We start from the raw sequence: 19,049 nt of genomic DNA on the forward strand, positions 1-19,049 counted from the left end.
CCACGACCCGCACGGGTCGTGGAGGCCGTCGTCGTGTCCGGGTCGGGCGCCGTCCCTCGCGCGGGCCGGCGTCCCGCTACCGGGTACCGGACGTGCCGTCGCCCTTGTACGCCTCGTAGTAACCGGGCGCGGAGAGTGTCACTCTGAGGACCAGCCCGTACTCCTCGCGCAGCTCCGCGACCGTCCTGGACGCGGGCTCGCGCAGGCATCGCGCGACGGTCCCCTCGTCGTCCGCGCACGGATCCGGTTCCTCGAGCCGGGTCCGTGCGGAGCTCCGCACGGTGTCCCAGGAGACGTCGTGCGCGGGATCGGACAGCTGGGTGGGCTCAGGCGCGTCCGGGCCCGACGGGTTCGGGCCGTGATCCCGGTAGTAGCCGACGAGCCGTTCCCGGTAGTCGTCGTGGCCGAACGGGATCAGGGTCGCCGGATCCGTGTCGGACGCGTCCCTGTCGCCGGCCGTGAGGACGGCGTCCAGCACGTCGCCGATCCGGTCCGGGGCGGTTCCGTAGTACGCGGTGACGTCCATGGAACAGCGGATCAGGTACCTGTCGTCCTCGGCCCGGGCGAGCCACTCCTTCTCCCCGCCACCGGCGCAGGTGTCGTTCACCACGACCAGGCCGAGGGTCAGGGGGGTCTTCTCGTCGTACGCACGCACGACGGCCCTGAGGTGCTCCTCGGACTCCTCGCGCGCCTTGCGCGCCGGAGCCCCCGCGGAGAGTTCGCGCACCTCCCCGGGGCTCGTGGCGCGGTGCTCGGAGGAGCATGCGGAGACGGCCAAGGCCAGGAGCAGGGCCGACAGCCCCCCGGCTGCGCCTCGCCTGGCGGACGTGCGGGCCGGTACTCGCGGAGTCATGCGGCCATCTTCGCCGCTGGGAGCGGAGCTCGCCATCCGCTCTCGTACTCAGTTGTGAATCAACATTCTTGACGAATAGTCAGGGAAATCGGCAGATGCCGGAGTGCGGTGCACGCGAACAGCGTGCACCGCACTCCGGCATCTGTTCACAGCGACCGCGACGGCGGACCTCGGGCGGCGGGTGGGACGCTCCTTCAGGTCTGGAGCGGGCCACCCGGCCCTTCGCCACCGCACTGGCGTCGTCCGCCGCCGCGGTCCCGTCCTGCCGGTGCCGCGCCGCCCCTCATCCGGGTGCGCGGCACGGGCAGGGCCCTGGGGGGAGAGGCTCAGTCCTCGCGCAGCGCGCGGACGGCCTCCTCCACTCGCCTGCCGTAGTCGGCGTCGGCGGCGTGGAAGTGGGCGAGGTTCTTCTCGATGACGTCGTCGCGGGTGACCTGCGAGAGGCCGCCGGCGATGTTGGCGACCAGGCGGCCCTTCTCCTCCGCGGACATCAGCCGGTAGAGCTCGCCCGCCTGGAAGAAGTCGTCGTCCTTGGTGTGGGCGGGCGCCTCGTGCGTACCCGTCCAGCCGTGCACGGCGAGCGGGGCGGCCAGGGCCTCACCGGTCTGTGACGGCCCGGCGTACGAGTTGGGCTCGTAGTTCTTGTCCTGGCGCGAGCCGTGGCGGGTCGCGTGCAGTCCGTCGCGGCCGTAGTTGTCGACGACGGCCGTCCTCGGCGCGTTGACCGGCAGCTGGGTGTGGTTGATGCCCAGCCGGTAGCGCTGCGCGTCCGCGTAGGCGAACAGCCGGCCCTGGAGCATCTTGTCCGGGGACGGGCCGATGCCGGGCACGAAGTTGTTCGGCGAGAACGCCGCCTGCTCCACCTCGGCGAAGACGTTGTCCGGATTGCGGTCCAGCACCAGGCGGCCCACCCGCTGGAGCGGGTAGTCCGAGTGCGGCCACACCTTCGTGACGTCGAAGGGGTTGAACCGGTAGTCCGCGGCCTCGGCCGCGGGCATCAGCTGCACGTGCAGGGTCCAGGACGGGTTGACACCCCGCTCGACGGCCTGGAGCAGGTCGGTCTGGTGCGAGCTCGCGTCTTTGCCGGCGAGCTCGGCGGCCTGATCGGCGGAGAGCGAGCGCACGCCCTGGTTCGTCTTGAAGTGGTACTTCACGAAGAAGGCCTCGCCCGCCGCGTTGGTCCACTGGTAGGTGTGCGAGCCGTAGCCGTTCATGTGGCGGTACGACGCCGGGACGCCGCGGTCACCCATCAGCCAGGTCACCTGGTGGGTCGCCTCGGGTGAGTGCGCCCAGAAGTCCCAGACGTTGTCCGGCTCCTGACGGCCCGTGAACGGATCGCGCTTCTGGGAGTGGATGAAGTCGGGGAACTTGACCGGGTCCTTGATGAAGAAGACCGGGGTGTTGTTGCCGACCAGGTCGTAGTTGCCCTCGTCCGTGTAGAACTTGAGGGCGAAGCCGCGGGGGTCGCGTACGGCGTCGGCGCCGCCCAGCGAGTCGGCCACCGTGGAGAAGCGGATGAACGTCTCGGTGCGGCGGCCCACTTCGGAGAGGAAGTCGGCGCGGGTGAAACCGGTGACGTCGTCCGTCACCTCGAAGTATCCGTACGCGCCGGAACCGCGGGCGTGGACCACGCGCTCCGGGATGCGCTCACGGTTGAAGCGGGCGAGCTTCTCCAGCAGGTGCTGGTCCTGGAGGAGGATCGGCCCGCCGGTGCCGGCCGTGGCGGAGTTCTGGTTGTCGGCGACCGGGGCGCCTGACTCGGTCGTGAGCACACGCTGGGACATGGAGGCCTTCCGTACGGGGCTGCTGACGGCTTCAGGAGCGTAGATAGACCAGGATCGGCACGTCAACAGTTTGTTGAAATTGGAGGAGGAGGTTCCGGGCCGCGGCGACGCCTGGGCGCGACAGGACAGGTGTCAGCGCCACCGCGACCCGGAGTTCGGGGGGCCCTGGGAGGGCCGGGGTGTCAGACCTGGGAGCCGGAGAGCCGCTCGACGGAGCGCAGCAGCGCCGAGTGGTCGAGCCCGCCGTCACCCTGCGCGCGCAGCGAGGCGACCAGCTGGGCGACCACGCCGCCGACGGGCAGGGCCGCGCCGACGTTGCGGGCTGCGTCCGTCACGATGCCCATGTCCTTGTGGTGCAGGTCGATCCGGAAGCCCGGAGCGAAGTCCCGCTTGAGGAAGTTGTCCTTCTTGCGCGTCAGGACCGTCGAACCGGCGAGCCCGCCGTTCAGGACGTCGAGCGCGGCGCCCAGGTCGACCCCGGACTTCTCGAGGAAGACCACGGCCTCTGCGCAGGCCTGGATGTTCACCGCGACGATCAGCTGGTTGGCGGCCTTCACCGTCTGGCCGGAGCCGTGGGGCCCGCAGAGCACGATCGTCCTGCCGAGCGCCTGGAGCAGCGGCTGGGCGGTGTCGAAGTCGGTCTGCTCGCCGCCGACCATGATGGACAGGACGGCCTCGACGGCGCCGGCCTCGCCGCCGGAGACCGGGGCGTCCAGCACGCGGATGCCCTTCTCCTTCGCCTTCTCGGCCAGGTCCACGGAGGTCTGCGGGGTGATCGACGACATGTCGATCAGCAGGGCGCCCCGGCGGGCGTTCTCCAGGATGCCGTCCGGGCCGTACGCGATCGCCTCGACCTGCGGGGACGCCGGGACCATCGTGACGACGACATCGGCGTCGCGCACCGCTTCCGCGATCGACGCGGCGCCCCGGCCGCCCGCCGCGACGAGGCGGTCGACCTTGTCCTGCTCGAGGGTGTAGCCGGTCACCTGGTATCCGGCCTTGACGAGGTTCTCGGACATGGGGGAGCCCATGATGCCGAGACCGATCCAGGCGACCTTGGGGAGGTTGCTGCTCATGAGGGTGCCTTCCGGGTAAGCGTGTGTACGTGGGGCGGGGGCCCTCAGCGGGCCGGCCGGTGCTCGGCGGGGAGCCATCCGAACGACTCGGCGCTCGGTCGGTCGCCCGGCTTGTACTCCAGGCCGACCCAGCCGTCGTAACCGGCCTCGGTCAGCTCGTCGAGGAGCCGCTCCAGCGGGAGCGAGCCGGTGCCGGGTGCGCCGCGCCCCGGGTTGTCGGCGATCTGGACGTGGCCGGTCTTCGAGGCGTACGCCTTGATGACCTGGCTGAGGTCCTCGCCGTTCATCGACAGGTGGTAGAGGTCCAGCAGGAACGCCGCGTTGCCCAGGCCCGTCGCCTCGTTGACGCGGTCGACGACATCCACACCGGCCGGTGCGCTCACCAGCGGGTAGAGCGGCGACTCCGTGTCGTTGAGGGTCTCGATCAGGAGCGTGGCCCCGATCCGGTCGGCCGCGCGGGCGGCCAGGACCAGGTTCTCCAGGGCGAGTTCGTCCTGGACGGAGGGCTCCACACCCTCGACCCGGTTGCCGTACAGCGCGTTGAGCGCCTTGCAGCCGACCGAGGCCGCGAAGTCGGCCGCCACGTCGATGTTGGCGCGGAAGCGGTCCGACTCCTCGCCCGGCACGGAGAGTGCCCCGCGGTCGGGGCCGGGCAGCAGGCCCGCGTAGAAGTTCAACCCCACCAGCTGGGTTCCCGCGTCGTCGAGCGCCTTCTTCAGGGCGTCGAGCTCGGCCTGCGCGGGGGTGGGGGTCTCGATCCACGGCCACCAGAGCTCGACCGCGGTGAAGCCCGCCGCGGCGGCTGCCGCCGGGCGCTCCAGGAGCGGGAGTTCGGTGAAGAGGATCGAGAGGTTCACATCGAAGCGCTGGTCCGAGAAGCCCATCATGCGCTCCTTCCGTATCGCGGAAGTTTGTTTCTGCCTAACGGAAGATTGCCCGGCGGGTGGCGGGGCTGTCAAGAGGCCGCCCGATTTTCCGGACGTACGGAAGCGGGGCGGAGGCCGCTCGGCCCCCCACCCCGCCCCTGCTCACGCCTGCCTGGTCAGAGGGGCGGTGCCGTGTGCCGGAAGGTGCGCGGCGACCCGACCGCGTCGTCCACCCGGGAGTGTGCGGGCCGGACCGTGGGGCGCCGCGGCCCGCTGTCCGCCTGCCCGCCGGGACCGGGTCGCTCCACTCACGTGCCATAAGGTCGTGGCGAGCCGTGCGAGCCGATGGACACGGCGGGACATGAGGGAGGCACCGTGCGCTTGAGGGTGGAATTCACCACCGAACCCTTCGATCTCGACGAGGCACCCGCCCATGCGGTGGTGGCCCGCGAGGTCGTCCAGGCGGCCGGCCTCGACGCCGTGGACGTGGGGCCGTTCGGCAACACGGCCGAGGGGGGCGCGGACCAGATCCTGACCGCGGTGGACTCGCTCCTGCGCAAGGCCCTGGCCTCGGGTGCCACCCGGGTGTCGCTCCAGCTCAACGTGATCGGGGAGGACACCCCGTGACCGGCCCGGCCGACCATCCCCTGGTCTCCGCGGTGAAGCCGCTCGCCGACGCCATGGGCGCCGAACTGCTGGACCCGGAACAGGCCACCGCCGAGGACGTGGTGCTCGCCTGGGAGGGTGCGGACGTCATAGCCGTACGCCTTCCTCAGCTCTCCGAGTCGCTCGACCACATCCTGGCGGCGATGGAGCGGCGGCACGGGATGCCGCTGGCCGACCTGGACCGCAAGGCCAAACAGGGCGTGGTGCGGGCCCTGGAGGCGCGTGGCGCCTTCGCCGTGCGGCACGGCGTGGAGACCGTGGCGGGCGCACTCGGCGTCTCCCGCTTCACCGTCTACAACTACCTGAACCGCGACAGCGCGGCCAAGGGTGACTGAGAACCGTCCCTCCGGCGGCGCGTACGCCTGCCGATGCCGTCGTCCGGGAAGTCGGGCGGCGGCATCATCTGTTCGCGGAATTTCAACAAACTGTTGACGTGGTGTTGCTGAGGGCGTTAGCTATCCGCAGCCCGACAACGCACAGCGAAAAACAGCCACGGAGGCTCCCGTGACTTCGAGCTCCACACCGGGCCTCGCCCGGTTCAACACCCTGGCGGCCGACGAGGCCACAGCCGCGCTGCACGAGGTCTGTGCCAGTGCGGCTTGGGGAAACGCCGTCCTGGCCCACCGGCCGTACGCCGGCACGGAAGCCCTTCTCTCCGCGAGTGACGCCGCCACGGCCCAGCTCTCGGCGGAGGACCTGTCCGAGGCCATGGCGGGACACGCGCCGATCGGCCGCCCGAAGCCCGGCGACCCGGACTCGGCCCGCGAGCAGCGGGGGATGGCCGGTGCGTCCGAGGAGCTCAGGACCGAGATGCTCGAACTGAACCTGGCCTACCAGGAGAGGTTCGGACACGTCTTCCTGATCTGTGCCACCGGGGCCACCGGTGAGCAGATGCGCGACGCGGTGAGGTCCCGGATCGGGAACTCGCCCGAGGAGGAGCGCGGACACGTGCGCACCGAACTGGGCAAGATCAACCGCATTCGGCTGACCCGCCTCGTGCAGGACTCCCCAGAACAAGGAGCGTGACGGTCATGAGCACCGACACCACCGCATCGGTGTCCACCCACATCCTGGACACCAGCATCGGCCGCCCCGCCGCGGCCGTCGCCGTCTCGCTCGCCGCCCGCGGCGCCGGCGGCGACTACGTGGCGCTCGGCGGGTCCGCGACCGACGCGGACGGGCGCTGCAAGGACCTGCCGGCGCTGCCGGAGGGAACCACCCATGTGCGGCTCGAGTTCGACACCGAGTCGTACTTCACCAGCAAGAAGCAAGCCGAGGCGCAGCAGGACGCCCCCCGCGTAAGGGACAGCGGTGCGTTCTTCCCGGAGGTGGCGATCGCGTTCGCGGTCACCCCGGGCGAGCACTACCACGTACCGCTGCTGCTCAACCCGTTCGGCTACTCCGTTTACCGAGGGAGCTAGCAGACATGCCCACGATTCTCGGCCAGAACCAGTACGGCAAAGCAGAGAACCGCGTCGTTAAGATCACGCGGGACGGCGACACCCACCACATCAAGGACCTCAACGTCTCGGTCGCCCTCTCCGGCGACATGGACGACGTCCACTACTCCGGCTCCAACGCCAACGTCCTGCCGACGGACACCACCAAGAACACGGTGTTCGCCTTCGCCAAGGAACACGGCATCGAGTCGGCGGAGCAGTTCGGCATCCACCTCGCGCGGCACTTCGTCACCTCGCAGGAGCCGATCAAGGTGGCCCGGATCAGGATCGAGGAGTACGGCTGGGAGCGCATCGCGACCTCCGACGGCAACTCCAGGTTCATCGGCGCCGACGAGGTCAACCACTCCTTCGTCCGCAAGGGCCAGGAGACCCGTGTCAGCCAGATCACCTTCGACGGTGAGAGGTGGGAGGTCGTCTCAGGCCTCAAGGACCTCACCGTCATGAACTCCACCAACTCGGAGTTCTGGGGGTACGTCAAGGACAAGTACACGACGCTGAAGGAGGCGTACGACCGCATCCTCGCGACCGACGTCTCCGCCCGGTGGCGCTACAACTGGACCAGCGACGAACAGCGCATGCCCAACTGGGAGAAGTCCTACGAGCAGGCGCGCAAGCACATGCTCCAGGCCTTCGCCGAGACCTACTCCCTCTCGCTCCAGCAGACCCTCTACCAGATGGGGTCGCGCATCATCAACAGCCGCAGCGAGATCGACGAGATCCGCTTCTCGCTCCCGAACAACCATCACTTCCTGGTGGATCTGGAGCCCTTCGGCCTCAAGAACGACAACGAGGTCTACTTCGCGGCCGACCGTCCGTACGGCCTCATCGAGGCGACGGTGCTCCGGGACGGCGTCGAGCCGAAGATCCCGGTCGACATGACCAACCTCTGACGCGGAGCTGAACCGGCCCCCGCCGAAAAGTGCGGCGGGGCCCGGTCATCCCGGAGGGAAATCCCATGGCACAGCCAGCAACGGGGCCGGCCGAAGGCCCGTGTACCGCACCATCGACCGCTGCCGTCGAGGCAGTTCACCCGGTGGACGTAAAACTCCCTCTCGCACGGCTCGTCCCCGCCGCGCTCCAGCACATCGCCGCCATGTACGCCGGTGTCGTCACCCCTCCGCTCATCATCGGGCAGGCCGTCGGTCTCGGCACGGCCGGTATGACCCGCCTGATCGCGGCAAGTCTCCTGATCGCGGGACTCGCAACCCTGCTCCAGACCATCGGGGCCCGCCACTTCGCGGGAAACCGGCTGCCGTTCGTCAACGCCGCGTCCTCCGCGGGCATCGCCCCGATGCTCGCCATCGCCGAGACCAGCGCGCCGGGTCACCAACTCCCGGCGATCTACGGGGCGGTGATGGTCGCAGGAGTGTTCTGCCTGGCCGTCGGACCGTTCTTCGGCCGGCTGCTGCGCTTCTTCCCGCCGCTCGTCACCGGGGTCGTGATCACCCTCATCGGCGTCACCCTCATGCCGGTCCCGGTCGGCTGGGCCCAGGGAGGCGACGCGAGCGCGGACGACTTCGGCCACATGAAGTACCTCGCACTGGCCGCCTTCACCCTCGTCGTCATACTGGTGATCCAGCGGTTCGGCCGCGGGTTCGTCAAGCAGACCGCCCTGCTGGCAGGCATGTTCGTCGGCACCCTGGCGGCCGTCCCCTTCGGGCTCGCCGACTTCTCCGCCCTCGGATCGGCGCCCGTCGCCGCCCTGCCCACACCCTTCGCCTTCGGGGCCCCCGAGTTCCAGCCCGCCGCGATCCTCTCCCTCTGCATCGTGATGCTCGTCCTGATGACGGAGTCCTCCGCCGGCATGCTCGCCCTCGGCGAGATCTGCGAGCGGCGCACCGACGGGGCCACCATCACGCGCGGGCTGCGCACCGACGGCATCGCGACCCTCCTGGGGCCCGTCTTCGGAGGCTTCCCGACCAGTGCCTTCGCCCAGAACGTCGGGGTCGTGTCGCTGACCCGGGTACGCAGCCGGTACGTGGTCGCCGCGGCCGGGGGTGCCCTGCTGGTCCTGGGCGCCTTCCCCGTACTCGGGGCCGTCGTCTCGCTCGTACCGATGCCCGTGCTCGGCGGCGCCGGCATCGTCCTGTTCGGCTCGATCGCGGTCAGCGGCATCCGGACCCTGTCCGAGGCCGGGCTCGACGACAGCTCCAACATCATCCTGGTGGCGGTCGCACTCGGCGCGGGCATCATCCCGCTCGCGGCACCCGCCTTCTACGCCGGATTCCCGTCCTGGGCACAGACCGTGCTCGGCTCAGGGATCAGCGCGGGAGCACTCGTGGCGGTCCTGCTCAATCTTTTCTTCCATCATCTCGGCACCCACAGCCGTAACGCTGTGGCACTCAAATCCTCCTAGGGTCCTGCCGTGCCCACATCGCCAGAGACAGAAGAAGGAAGCACCATGGCAGCTTCGGCGGACCTCAGGCCCACGCAACGCATCGTCATCGAGAACTGCTCGATCGCCACGGTCGACGCCCACGACACCGAGTACGCCTCGGGACACGTCGTCGTGGCCGGCAACCGCATCGAGTCCGTCGGCGCGGGCAACGCGCCGGAGGGCCTGACCGGCGTCGTACGGCGGATCGACGGCACCGGACACCTGGTCACACCCGGCCTGGTCAACACCCACCACCACTTCTACCAGTGGATCACCAGGGGGCTGGCCACCGACCACAACCTCTTCGACTGGCTGGTCGCGCTGTACCCGACATGGGCGCGCATCGACGAGCCGATGGCCCGCGCCGCCGCGCAGGGTTCGCTCGCCATGATGGCCCGCGGCGGTGTCACCACCGCGATGGACCACCACTACGTGTACCCCCGCGGCTCCGGCGACCTGTCCGGCGCGATCATCGGCGCGGCCCGTGACATGGGTGTGCGCTTCACGCTGGCCCGCGGCTCCATGGACCGCAGCCAGAAGGACGGCGGACTGCCGCCGGACTTCGCGGTGGAGACGCTCGACGGTGCTCTCGCGGCGACCGAGGCGACCATCGACGAGCATCACGACACCTCGTTCGACGCGATGACCCAGATCGCCGTCGCGCCCTGCTCTCCCTTCTCCGTGTCGACCGAACTACTCCGGCAGGGAGCCGAGTTGGCCCGACGGCGCGGCGTGCGACTGCACACGCACGGTTCGGAGACCGTCGAGGAGGAGCAGTTCTGCAAGGAACTGTTCGGGATGGGCCCGACCGACTACTTCGAGTCGACCGGGTGGCTCGGCGACGACGTGTGGATGGCGCACTGCGTCCACATGAACGACTCCGACATCGCGGCCTTCGCCCGCACCGGCACCGGCGTCGCGCACTGCCCGTCCTCCAACGCACGCCTCGCCGCCGGTATCGCCCGAGTCCCCGACATGCTCGCCGCCGGTGTCCCGGTCGGTCTCGGTGTCGACGGCACCGCCTCCAACGAATCCGGCGAACTGCACACCGAACTGCGCAACGCCCTCCTCGTCAACCGCCTCGGCGCCCACCGTGAGAAGGCGCTCAACGCGCGCCAGGCGCTGCGCCTCGGCACCCACGGCGGAGCCAGGGTCCTCGGCCGGGGCGACGAGATCGGCTCCCTGGAGCCGGGCAAGCTCGCCGACCTGGTGCTGTGGAAGCTGGACACCTTGGCCCACGCCTCCATCGCCGACCCGGTGACCGCGCTCGTCTTCGGCGCCGCGGCACCCGTGACCCTCTCCCTCGTCAACGGCCGGCCCGTCGTCGAGGACAACCACCTCATCACGGTCGACGAGGACGCCATCGCCCGGGTGACCCGCGACGAGGCCAGGCGCCTCGCGCAGATCGCCGCCGGCGGCTGACGCCCGCAACCCCCTGAACAGGCCGGCCGAGGGGGACGGCCCTCGGCCGGCCGCCGTGGACCCAGCAGGGTCCACGGCAGCCTGTGCGGGTGCGCGTACGAGCCGTACGCGCACCCGCACAGGTGAGCCCGAAGCTGCCCGCACCAGCTGCACGACCTGCACCAACGCACCACTCAGCACCACCTCCCTGATACCCGCGTCGTCCGACGTGTACCCGACCGGAGGAAGCCGTGGCAGCTACGCCCAGGTTTCGCAAGAACGCAGTCGAAGGAAACGAGGCCGGAGGAAGTGCGGCCGAACGAGAAGTGGTTGGAGGAGAGGAGCGCGGACGGAACGCGGTCGGGGAACCCGGCAGCAGGCATCCGGTCGACGAGAAGCTTCCGCCCCTCAAGATGTTCACCAGCGGCCTCCAGCACGTGGCCGCGATGTACGCCGGTGTGGTGGCGCCGCCCATGATCGTGGGGCCCGCCGTGGGCCTCAGCGCCAAGGAGACCGCCTTCCTCATGGGGGCGAGCCTCTTCACCGCGGGCATAGCCACCCTGCTCCAGACCCTGGGCTTCTGGCGCATAGGTGCCAGACTGCCGTTCGTCAACGGCGTCTCGTTCGCCGGGGTCACCCCGATGATCGCGATAGGCAAGGACCGGGGGCACGACGGCATCGCCGTCATCTTCGGCGCGATCATCGTCGCCGGCCTCCTCGGCTTCGTACTCGCCCCGTACTTCTGCAAGTTGGTGCGGTTCTTCCCGCCCGTCGTCACCGGCACCGTGATCACCCTGATCGGTGTCTCCCTGCTGCCGGTGGCCTTCAACTGGTCGCAGGGCGGCAACGCCACCGCCGACGACTACGGCTCGACGACGAACATCGCGATGGCGGCGGTCACCCTCGTGATCGTGCTGGCCCTGCGCAAACTCCTGCGCGGCTTCCTCCAGCAGATCGCCATCCTGCTCGGTCTCGTCCTCGGAACCCTGATCGCGATTCCCGCGGGCATCACCGACTTCGGGGCGCTCGGCGACGCCGACCTGGTCGGGTTCCCGACCCCGTTCCACTTCGGCGCACCGCAGTTCGAGGTCGCGGCCATCATCTCGATGTGCATCGTGATGCTCGTCTGCATGACCGAGTCCACCGCGGACATGCTCGCCCTCGGCAAGATCGTGGGCCGCCCGGCCGACGAGCGGACCATCGAGGGCGGCCTGCGCGCGGACACCCTGGGCAGCGCCGTCAGTCCGCTCTTCAACGGCTTCATGTGCAGCGCGTTCGCCCAGAACATCGGACTGGTCGCGATGACCAAGGTCCGCAGCCGGTTCGTCGTCGCCGCGGGCGGCGCCATCCTGGTGCTGCTCGGCCTGATCCCCGTCGCCGCGTCCGTCATCGCCCTCGTACCGCTGCCGGTGCTCGGCGGCGCGGGGATAGTCCTCTTCGGCTCGGTCGCCGCGAGCGGTATCCAGACCCTGGCCACCGCGGCCCTGGAGAAGGGCGAGAACGCCCTGATCGTCGCCGCGGCCGTCGGCGTGGGCCTCATCCCGATCGCCGCGCCGGACTTCTACCACGCCTTCCCCGAGGACCTGCTCGTGGTCCTTGACTCGGGCATCTCGACGGGGTGTGTCGTGGCGATCGTCCTCAACCTGGCCTTCAACCACTGGGGCCGCGGGTCGGACGCGGAGCCCGGGGCCGACGGGGCCGACGAACAGCCGAAGGACCCGATGGCGGTGCCGGTGGTCCACTGACCCGTGGTCCACCGGTGCGCGTACGCGGTCCTCTCGCAGGAGTCCACGGGTGCGCGCACCGCCGGCGGGCGGACCTGGGCGACGGGTAGGTGGGCGCAGGGCCCCACGGCCCGAGGCCAACAGCCCACGGCACGCCGGCCGTGGGGGCCTGCCGGTCTCAGCCGATGTGGAAGTCGTCGCCGTACACCCGCCAGTCCAGCGGCGGGGCCAGGTCGAGGTTGCCCTTGCGCAGGAAGACCCGCTGCGCCGTGTCCACCCGGCTGGTGTCCGAATGCGCCACCTCCCGCTTCATCGCCCGGACCCGCGCGTCCATGAACGCGTTCAGGTACACCACCTCGTCACCGCCCCGCGACGGAGGTTGCGCCTTCGCCAGGGCCGCGCGGCGGATCCCGCCGAAGCTCGCTTCGTCGTCGCCCTCGCCGTGCATGACGTAGGCGTCGTAGTAGGCGAACTGGCCCAGCGTGCGCAGACCGTCGGCCTTGGCGCCGCGCACCGCCGGGTCGAAGTAGACCCGGTCCCGTTCGTCCCGCTGCATCCGGCGGAACGCCTCGGTGGTCGCCGCCTTCACCCAGTCCCGGGTGAAGCCGGGGTCGAGCCCGTCGTGCGAGTCCGTACCGTCGACCTCGCGCAGCGCGGGAAGGTACGCCGCGAGGGCGTTGTGGGCGTCGCGCCCCGTGTACCGCTCGACGAGCTTCAGCATGTCGCCCGTGCCGGAGCAGAAGCCGACGATGCCGGCGGTGTAGCCCCGGCCGTCGCCGATGTCCTCGATGTAGCCGTACTGCGCCTCCCAGTCCAGTGAGGAGTTCTCGGCGCTGGACACCAGCCGCATGGCGATGTCCTTCTTCGCCGGATCGTCGAGTCCGGACACGGCGGCCTCCAGGAGGTTGCGGGCCGCCGCCGTGTGGGCGCCGGCGTGTGCGATGACGGGCGTCGCCGCGAGGGCCAGTCCGAGCACCGTCAAGGCGAGACCGACGGGACGGGTGAGCCGCCCGGGTCGGGCAGGTGGGATGCGGCGGGGTGTGCGGTTGAAGCGGGTGGCGCGACGCGTGTGGCCGCCATGGGGGTGTTCGCGGGGGTGGTGCACCGGTCCTCCCGGGGAGTCCGTACGTTCCCGGCGGCGCCGGGGTCAGCTCCCGTCGATGCGGAAGCTCTCCCCGTAGACCTTCCACGCCAGAGGGGTCTCCAACTGCAGGTTCCCCTGACGGACGAAGACGCGCTGCTGCGTCTCGACCCGGCTGGTGTCGCTGTGCGAGGGCTCCTCGCGCAGGGCCGCCACCCGGGCGTCCAGGAAGGCGTTCAGATACGTCTCCTCGTCGCCTCCCTCGGACGGCGGGTCCTCCGCCGCGACGGCCTGGGCCCGTATCGTGCGGAAGCCGACCGTCCCCTCCGCGTCGGCGCCGCCGTGCATCACGTAGGCGTCGTAGTAGATGAACTGCCCCAGCGCGCTCAGCCCGTCGGCCTCGGCCCGCTCGACCGCGGGGTCGAAGTACGCGTGGTCCCGCTCCGCGTCCTGCGCCGACCGGAACACCGGATCGCCCGCCGCCTTCGCCCAGGCCGAGGTGAACGCGGTGCCCAGCCCGTCGTGCGAGTCGCCGCCCTTCACCGCGCGCAGCGCCGGCAGGAAGTCCTCCAGCGCGGTACCGGGGCGCTTCGCCGTGTAGCGCTCGACCACCTTCAGCATGTCGCCGGTCCCGGAGCAGAAGCCGATGATGCCGGCGGTGTAGCCCCGGCCGTCGCCGATGTCCTCGATGTAGCCGTACTGGGCCTTCCAGTCCAGTGAGGAGTTCTCGGCGCTGGACACCAGCCGCATGGCGATGTCCTTCTTCGCGGGGTCGTCGAGCCCCTTCTCGGGCGAGCCGTGACCGGACGCCGAACAGCCGGTCAGAACGAGGGCCGCGGCGGCGGCGAGCAGGAGACGTCTGTGCTTCACGCACCAAGCGTGCCAGGTCGGGGGCGGGAGCCGGCCGCGGTCCGGCGCCTGTAGCGTTCGGGACATGGAAGATCAGTCTGTTGTGGACGTCGGCGATGTACGGCTGGCGTATCGGACCTGGGGCGACCCGTTCGGCTCACCCGTGGTCCTGTTGCACGGCCTCGGCGGCTCGTCGCTGAGCTGGGAGGCCGTGGGCACCCTGCTGGGCGAGGAGTGGCGGGTGTACGCCATCGACCTGCGCGGGCACGGCGAGAGCGACTGGCCCGACGAGTACGCCTTCGAGCAGATGCGGGACGACGTCCTGGAGTTCCTCGACGCCTGTGAGCTCGACCGGGTCGGTCTCGTCGGACACTCGATGGGCGGGGTGGTCGCGTACCTGCTCGCGGAGGAGCACGCGGACCGGGTGGAGCGGCTGGTCCTGGTGGAGACCCCGCCGCCTTTCCCGGGACAGCTGGTCGCCGACAGCCGCCCCACCGGACCGGTGGACCACGACGAGAACGCGGTGTCGGCGGTCCGGGCCCAGATCGCCGAGCCCGACCCCCGCTGGGAGGAGGAGCTGGGGCAGATCGTCGCTCCCACGCTGATGATCGCGGGAGGCCCGGAGAGCGGTATGCCCCAGGGCCGGCTCGCCGACATGGCCTCGCTCATCCCCGACTGCCGGCTGATCACCCTGGGCGGCGGTCACCAGGTGCACAAGAGGCACGCGGACCAGGTGGCCCAGCAGATCACCGAGTTCTTCACCAGCTGAGGAGCTCCACCGGCTGAGGCGTCTGGGAAGGCTGAGGCGACTGGGAAGGCTGGGGCGACTGGGGCGGTTGGCGAGTCCCACCGGCTCCACCGGCCGCGGCGGCACCGGCTGAGGTATCGGCGGACACTGCCGGGCCTGGAAGCTCGGCAGTGCCCGCCCGTGCGTACGTCAGTCGCCCGGCCGCCAGTCCGGCCGGCGCCCGCTCAGCGCGATCACCCGGTCCATCAGCGACGCGTCGGACGGGACAGGTACCGGCGGACCGAAGATCGCTTCGGGGCCGGACCTGTCGTCGTCACCCGGCGCCAGCATCGCTTCCGAGGAACGCAGGCTCGCCTCGTCCGCCCGGAACTCCTGTCCCGTGGACCTGGCCAGGTCCCAGCCGTGTACGACCAGCTCGTTCCGCGCGACCATTCCCGCGACCCGGCCTGGCAGATCCACCCCGCCCGCCCGTGTCATGCCCTCCAGGGCGGCCGGTGAGCGCCAGGCCGCGACCAGCTCGTCCAGCAGCGGCGGCAGCGCCGTACGCCAGTCGCCCGGCAGCACCGGTAGCGACGCCGTGGGCGGGGTGCCGGTCGTCGGGCCGGGCTTCTTGCCCGCCGCGTCACGGAAGGCGACGGTCAGACCGAACAGATGCCCGAGCAGTTCCCGTACCGAGTAGTCGGGACACGGGGTCGGGCCGGTCAGCTGCCCGTCGTCGACCGAGCCGATCAGCTCCCGGACCTGCCGCGCCGCCGGTTCGAGATCCAGGCCGGGCGCGGTTCCCTCATTCGTTTCCATACGGTTCAGACCGTTCGCGGTCCCGGAACTCATCGCCGCCATCGTGGAACGTTCGCATCCGCCCTCTTGTCGGAGGCCCCACTCTCATGGCATACAGGTCTGGACCAATCCTGTCGGACGGAAGGCATCACCGTGCAACGCCCCCACGCACGCACCGCGTTGGCCTGTTCCGCCGCGCTGCTCATGGCCGCGCTCACCTCCTGCGCGGGATCCGCGGAAGCGGACACCAGGAAGCCGACGGCCCCACAGGGGGTGACCGCGCAGGCCGGCAGCGCCACATCGGCCCACGTCATGTGGGAGCAGGCCTCGGACGACAAGGGCATCACCGGCTACGACGTCTACCGCGAGGGGACGAAGGTCGCCTCCGTACCCCCGGCGAAGCTGATGACCGACATCGACGGCCTGACCGCCTCCACCGCGTACACCTTCACCGTCAGGGCCCGCGACGCCGCGGGGAACCGCTCCGCCCCGAGCGCCGCCGTCGCCGTCACCACGCCGGCCCCCACACCCGCCGACGAGGAACCGCCGACCGGGCCGGTGAAGCTGCGGGGCGAGGCCGAAAGCGGCCGGACGGTCACCCTCTCCTGGGGCGGGTCCACGGACGACGTGGGCGTGACCTCGTACGACGTCTACCAGGAGGACTCCAGGATCCACAGCGTCGCCGGTACGGAGACCACCGCCAGGCTCACCGGACTGCGGCCGGGAACCGTCTACACGTTCACCGTGCGCGCCCGTGACGCCGCCGACCGTTCCTCGCCGGACAGCAACGCCCTCGACCTCACCACCCCGTCCGCCTCCGGCGCACCCGCGAGCACGGCGCCCACCGGCCTCCGCACCAGCACGAGCGCGGACGGCGGGGAGTTCCTGGTCGACCTCTCCTGGGACCAGCCGGACACCGGCGGCACGATCCCCGCGTACCAACTGTTCCTGAACGGGAAGATGACGACCACGATCGTCTGGGGCGGCACGCCGCCCACGGGCCGCGCGACGTACCGCCTCACCCTCACCGACCCGCCCGGCACCCGCTACTCCCTCAAGATCCGGCCCAAGCTCCCGGACGGCAAGTGGGGCGACTTCTCGGGGCAGCGGACGGTGGTGCTGCCGGGCTGAGCCCCGGCCGGGAGCCACCGCCGGGGGTGGGTGACGTACGGTCTTGAACCCTGTGTCCGGCATTCGCCGCCGGGACCGTGGCGTACGCGGTGACCGGGGCCCTGGGCAGCAGCGCCTCCGGCTCGCTCGCCTCCCTTCTGGCTGGAGGCGTCGTCCTGACGGGCGTCTTCCTGGCCATCGCGCACTTCATGCGGCTCCCGGAGCTCAGTGCCCTGGTCGGGGCGGCGCGGGGACGTCTCGGCCGCTGAGGGCCCAACCGCCCTCCGAGCGGACCGGTCCCGTCCTTCGGCGGTCACATCGCTGTGCCCCGTCCCGAAGGAGCCGCAGGGCACTGCTCCGCAACCGGCTTCCTCGTGCTTTCGGCGTCCTTGGCGAGGCTGCCGGTACGGGCTGCGCGGTCGCGCCCGACGGCGGGCCGGAAGCGCCGCGCCCCCGCGGTGACTCGCGGGGGCGCGGCGCTTCGTCGTGCGAGGGGTCAGCCCAGCTGCTCGTACGCCGGCAGCGTCAGGAAGTCGGCGTAGTCCTGGTCCAGCGAGACCTGGAGCAGCAGGTCGTGGGCCTGCTGCCACTTGCCGCTCTTGAAGGCCTCGTCGCCGATCTCCTCGCGGATCGCGGTCAGTTCCTCGGCGGCGACCTTGCGGGCCAGGTCCGCCGTGGCGTGTTCGCCGTTCTCGAAGACCACGTCCGCGTTGATCCACTGCCAGATCTGCGAACGCGAGATCTCTGCGGTGGCCGCGTCCTCCATCAGGTTGAAGATGGCGACCGCGCCCATGCCGCGCAGCCACGCCTCGATGTAGCGGATGCCGACCGCGACAGCGTTGCGCAGGCCGTCGTACGTGGGCTTCGCGTCCAGGGTGTCGATGGCGATCAGGTCGCCGGGCGCCACCGAGACGTCCTCGCGCAGGCGGTCCTTCTGGTTCGGCCTGGCGCCGAGGACCGCGTCGAAGGAGGTCATCGCGATCGGGACGAGGTCGGGGTGGGCGACCCAGGAGCCGTCGAAGCCGTCGCCCGCCTCGCGGTCCTTGTCGGCCTTGACCTTCTCGAAGGCGACCTTGTTGACCTCGGCGTCGCGCCGGGACGGGATGAACGCCGCCATGCCGCCGATGGCGTGAGCTCCGCGCTTGTGGCAGGTGCGGACCAGCAGTTCGGTGTACGCCCGCATGAACGGGGCGGTCATCGTGACCAGGTTGCGGTCCGGCAGGACGAACTTCGAGCCGCCGTCACGGAAGTTCTTGACGATGGAGAAGAGGTAGTCCCAGCGGCCCGCGTTCAGCCCGGAGGCGTGGTCGCGGAGCTCGTAGAGGATCTCCTCCATCTCGTAGGCCGCGGTGATCGTCTCGATCAGGACGGTCGCGCGGACCGTGCCCTGCGGGATGCCGACGTAGTCCTGTGCGAAGACGAAGATGTCGTTCCAGAGGCGCGCCTCCAGGTGGGACTCCGTCTTCGGGAGGTAGAAGTACGGGCCCTTGCCGAGGTCGATCAGGCGCTGCGCGTTGTGGAAGAAGTACAGGCCGAAGTCGACAAGCGCGCCGGGCACCGGGGTGCCGTCGAGCTGGAGGTGACGCTCGTTCAGGTGCCAGCCGCGCGGGCGCGTGACGACGGTCGCGAGCTCCTCGGCGGGCTTGAGGGCGTAGGACTTGCCGGACTTCGGGTCGGTGAAGTCGATGTTCCGGGTGTACGCGTCGATCAGGTTGAGCTGGCCGGTGATCACGTTCTCCCACGTGGGGGCGGACGCGTCCTCGAAGTCGGCGAGCCAGACCTTGGCGCCCGAGTTCAGGGCGTTGATGGTCATCTTGCGGTCGGTCGGACCGGTGATCTCCACCCGGCGGTCGTCCAGCGCGGCCGGGGCCGGGGCGACCTTCCAGCTGTCGTCCGCGCGGACGGCTGCCGTCTCCGGCAGGAAGTCCAGCGTGGAGGTGCGGGCGATCTCGGCCCGGCGCTCGCCGCGGCGGGCGAGCAGTTCGTCACGTCGGTGCGTGAACTGCCGGTGCAGCTCGGCCACGAAGGCGAGGGCCGCATCGGTCAGGACCTCGTCCTGCCTCGGCAGGGGCTCGGCGTCGACGATGGCCAGCGGGGACGGCGCTGGTGCGGACATGAGCTGTCACTCCTTCAGCGGGGCGGCGCGGGCGACGTCCCACGGCTGCCGGGTCGCCTGAGGTGGCACGGGGTGCCATGGCTCCGAGATACGGCCGTGGGTGCCGCCTGGGTGCGGAAGCGGTGCGGCGTCTGTGTCGCGTGCTTCTGATCAGTGGATAT

Annotated in this window: 19 protein-coding genes; 11 read left to right on the forward strand and 8 right to left on the reverse strand. The window is 70.6% G+C overall.

Annotation, left to right across the window (positions count from 1 at the left end; translation table 11 throughout):
* Window positions 1-76: 76 nt before the first annotated feature.
* The 4 genes from AB0I83_RS00940 to AB0I83_RS00955 form a co-directional block, all read right to left on the reverse strand.
* Window positions 77-853, reverse strand: a complete 777-nt coding sequence (locus AB0I83_RS00940) for a hypothetical protein (protein ID WP_363303101.1) — start codon at window positions 851-853, stop codon at window positions 77-79.
* Window positions 854-1,179: 326 nt separating this feature from the next.
* Window positions 1,180-2,637 (reverse strand): catalase, encoded by a 1,458-nt coding sequence (locus tag AB0I83_RS00945; RefSeq protein WP_363303102.1) that lies wholly within the window; start codon window positions 2,635-2,637, stop codon window positions 1,180-1,182.
* Window positions 2,638-2,819: 182 nt separating this feature from the next.
* Complete coding sequence (locus AB0I83_RS00950; protein WP_356531657.1) at window positions 2,820-3,713, reverse strand: 2-hydroxy-3-oxopropionate reductase; 894 nt, start codon at window positions 3,711-3,713, stop codon at window positions 2,820-2,822.
* 44 nt (window positions 3,714-3,757) lie between these two features.
* Window positions 3,758-4,597 (reverse strand): TIM barrel protein, encoded by an 840-nt coding sequence (locus AB0I83_RS00955; RefSeq protein WP_356841621.1) that lies wholly within the window; start codon window positions 4,595-4,597, stop codon window positions 3,758-3,760.
* A 357-nt stretch (window positions 4,598-4,954) separates the two neighbouring features.
* Between AB0I83_RS00955 and AB0I83_RS00960 the strand changes: the two genes are divergently transcribed.
* The 8 genes from AB0I83_RS00960 to AB0I83_RS00995 all read left to right on the forward strand — a co-directional run bounded on the left by AB0I83_RS00960 (window position 4,955) and on the right by AB0I83_RS00995 (window position 12,228).
* Window positions 4,955-5,206: a hypothetical protein gene (locus AB0I83_RS00960; protein WP_356531659.1), complete on the forward strand. Its 252-nt coding sequence runs from the start codon at window positions 4,955-4,957 to the stop codon at window positions 5,204-5,206.
* Window positions 5,203-5,580 carry a helix-turn-helix domain-containing protein gene (locus tag AB0I83_RS00965; protein ID WP_356531661.1) on the forward strand — a complete coding sequence of 126 codons (378 nt, stop codon included), beginning with the start codon at window positions 5,203-5,205 and terminating at the stop codon, window positions 5,578-5,580. The genes AB0I83_RS00960 and AB0I83_RS00965 overlap by 4 nt, the downstream gene beginning before the upstream one ends.
* Before the next feature lie 169 nt (window positions 5,581-5,749).
* On the forward strand, window positions 5,750-6,271 hold the full coding sequence (gene uraD, locus AB0I83_RS00970) for a 2-oxo-4-hydroxy-4-carboxy-5-ureidoimidazoline decarboxylase (RefSeq protein WP_356841583.1): 522 nt from the start codon (window positions 5,750-5,752) through the stop codon (window positions 6,269-6,271).
* Window positions 6,272-6,276: 5 nt separating this feature from the next.
* Window positions 6,277-6,666 (forward strand): hydroxyisourate hydrolase, encoded by a 390-nt coding sequence (gene uraH, locus AB0I83_RS00975; protein ID WP_356531665.1) that lies wholly within the window; start codon window positions 6,277-6,279, stop codon window positions 6,664-6,666.
* A 5-nt stretch (window positions 6,667-6,671) separates the two neighbouring features.
* The gene (pucL, locus tag AB0I83_RS00980; RefSeq protein ID WP_363303103.1) at window positions 6,672-7,595 is read left to right on the forward strand and encodes a factor-independent urate hydroxylase; all 924 of its coding nucleotides are present in this window, start codon (window positions 6,672-6,674) and stop codon (window positions 7,593-7,595) included.
* Window positions 7,596-7,660: 65 nt separating this feature from the next.
* A complete protein-coding gene (locus AB0I83_RS00985) occupies window positions 7,661-9,061 on the forward strand; it encodes a nucleobase:cation symporter-2 family protein (protein WP_363303104.1) in 1,401 nt (466 codons plus the stop codon).
* A 45-nt stretch (window positions 9,062-9,106) separates the two neighbouring features.
* Window positions 9,107-10,504, forward strand: coding sequence for an 8-oxoguanine deaminase (locus tag AB0I83_RS00990; protein ID WP_363303105.1), 1,398 nt, complete (start codon window positions 9,107-9,109; stop codon window positions 10,502-10,504).
* 305 nt (window positions 10,505-10,809) lie between these two features.
* Entirely contained in the window at window positions 10,810-12,228 is a 1,419-nt protein-coding gene (locus tag AB0I83_RS00995; RefSeq protein ID WP_363303106.1) for a nucleobase:cation symporter-2 family protein, read from the forward strand.
* A gap of 157 nt (window positions 12,229-12,385) precedes the next feature.
* On the opposite strand, the gene AB0I83_RS01000 is transcribed toward AB0I83_RS00995, so the two are convergent.
* Both AB0I83_RS01000 and AB0I83_RS01005 read right to left on the reverse strand, forming a co-directional pair.
* Window positions 12,386-13,189 carry a chitosanase gene (locus AB0I83_RS01000; RefSeq protein WP_363303108.1) on the reverse strand — a complete coding sequence of 268 codons (804 nt, stop codon included), beginning with the start codon at window positions 13,187-13,189 and terminating at the stop codon, window positions 12,386-12,388.
* 165 nt (window positions 13,190-13,354) lie between these two features.
* Entirely contained in the window at window positions 13,355-14,158 is an 804-nt protein-coding gene (locus AB0I83_RS01005; protein WP_363303109.1) for a chitosanase, read from the reverse strand.
* A 64-nt stretch (window positions 14,159-14,222) separates the two neighbouring features.
* On the opposite strand from AB0I83_RS01005, the gene AB0I83_RS01010 reads away from it, so the two are divergent.
* On the forward strand, window positions 14,223-14,906 hold the full coding sequence (locus AB0I83_RS01010; protein WP_356531674.1) for an alpha/beta hydrolase: 684 nt from the start codon (window positions 14,223-14,225) through the stop codon (window positions 14,904-14,906).
* Window positions 14,907-15,074: 168 nt separating this feature from the next.
* On the opposite strand, the gene AB0I83_RS01015 is transcribed toward AB0I83_RS01010, so the two are convergent.
* On the reverse strand, window positions 15,075-15,683 hold the full coding sequence (locus AB0I83_RS01015; RefSeq protein WP_363303110.1) for a TIGR03086 family metal-binding protein: 609 nt from the start codon (window positions 15,681-15,683) through the stop codon (window positions 15,075-15,077).
* 132 nt (window positions 15,684-15,815) lie between these two features.
* Here AB0I83_RS01015 and AB0I83_RS01020 point away from each other — a divergent pair, with 132 nt between their 5' ends.
* A complete protein-coding gene (locus AB0I83_RS01020) occupies window positions 15,816-16,793 on the forward strand; it encodes a fibronectin type III domain-containing protein (protein ID WP_363303111.1) in 978 nt (325 codons plus the stop codon).
* 89 nt (window positions 16,794-16,882) lie between these two features.
* Window positions 16,883-17,041, forward strand: a complete 159-nt coding sequence (locus tag AB0I83_RS01025) for a hypothetical protein (protein WP_363303112.1) — start codon at window positions 16,883-16,885, stop codon at window positions 17,039-17,041.
* A 227-nt stretch (window positions 17,042-17,268) separates the two neighbouring features.
* Here the strand turns inward: AB0I83_RS01025 and aceB are convergent, their stop codons facing one another.
* Complete coding sequence (aceB, locus tag AB0I83_RS01030) at window positions 17,269-18,888, reverse strand: malate synthase A (RefSeq protein ID WP_363303113.1); 1,620 nt, start codon at window positions 18,886-18,888, stop codon at window positions 17,269-17,271.
* Window positions 18,889-19,049 lie beyond the last annotated feature (161 nt).

The sequence above is a fragment of the Streptomyces sp. NPDC049970 genome (genome assembly GCF_040660235.1).
In the GTDB taxonomy this organism is placed as follows: domain Bacteria; phylum Actinomycetota; class Actinomycetes; order Streptomycetales; family Streptomycetaceae; genus Streptomyces.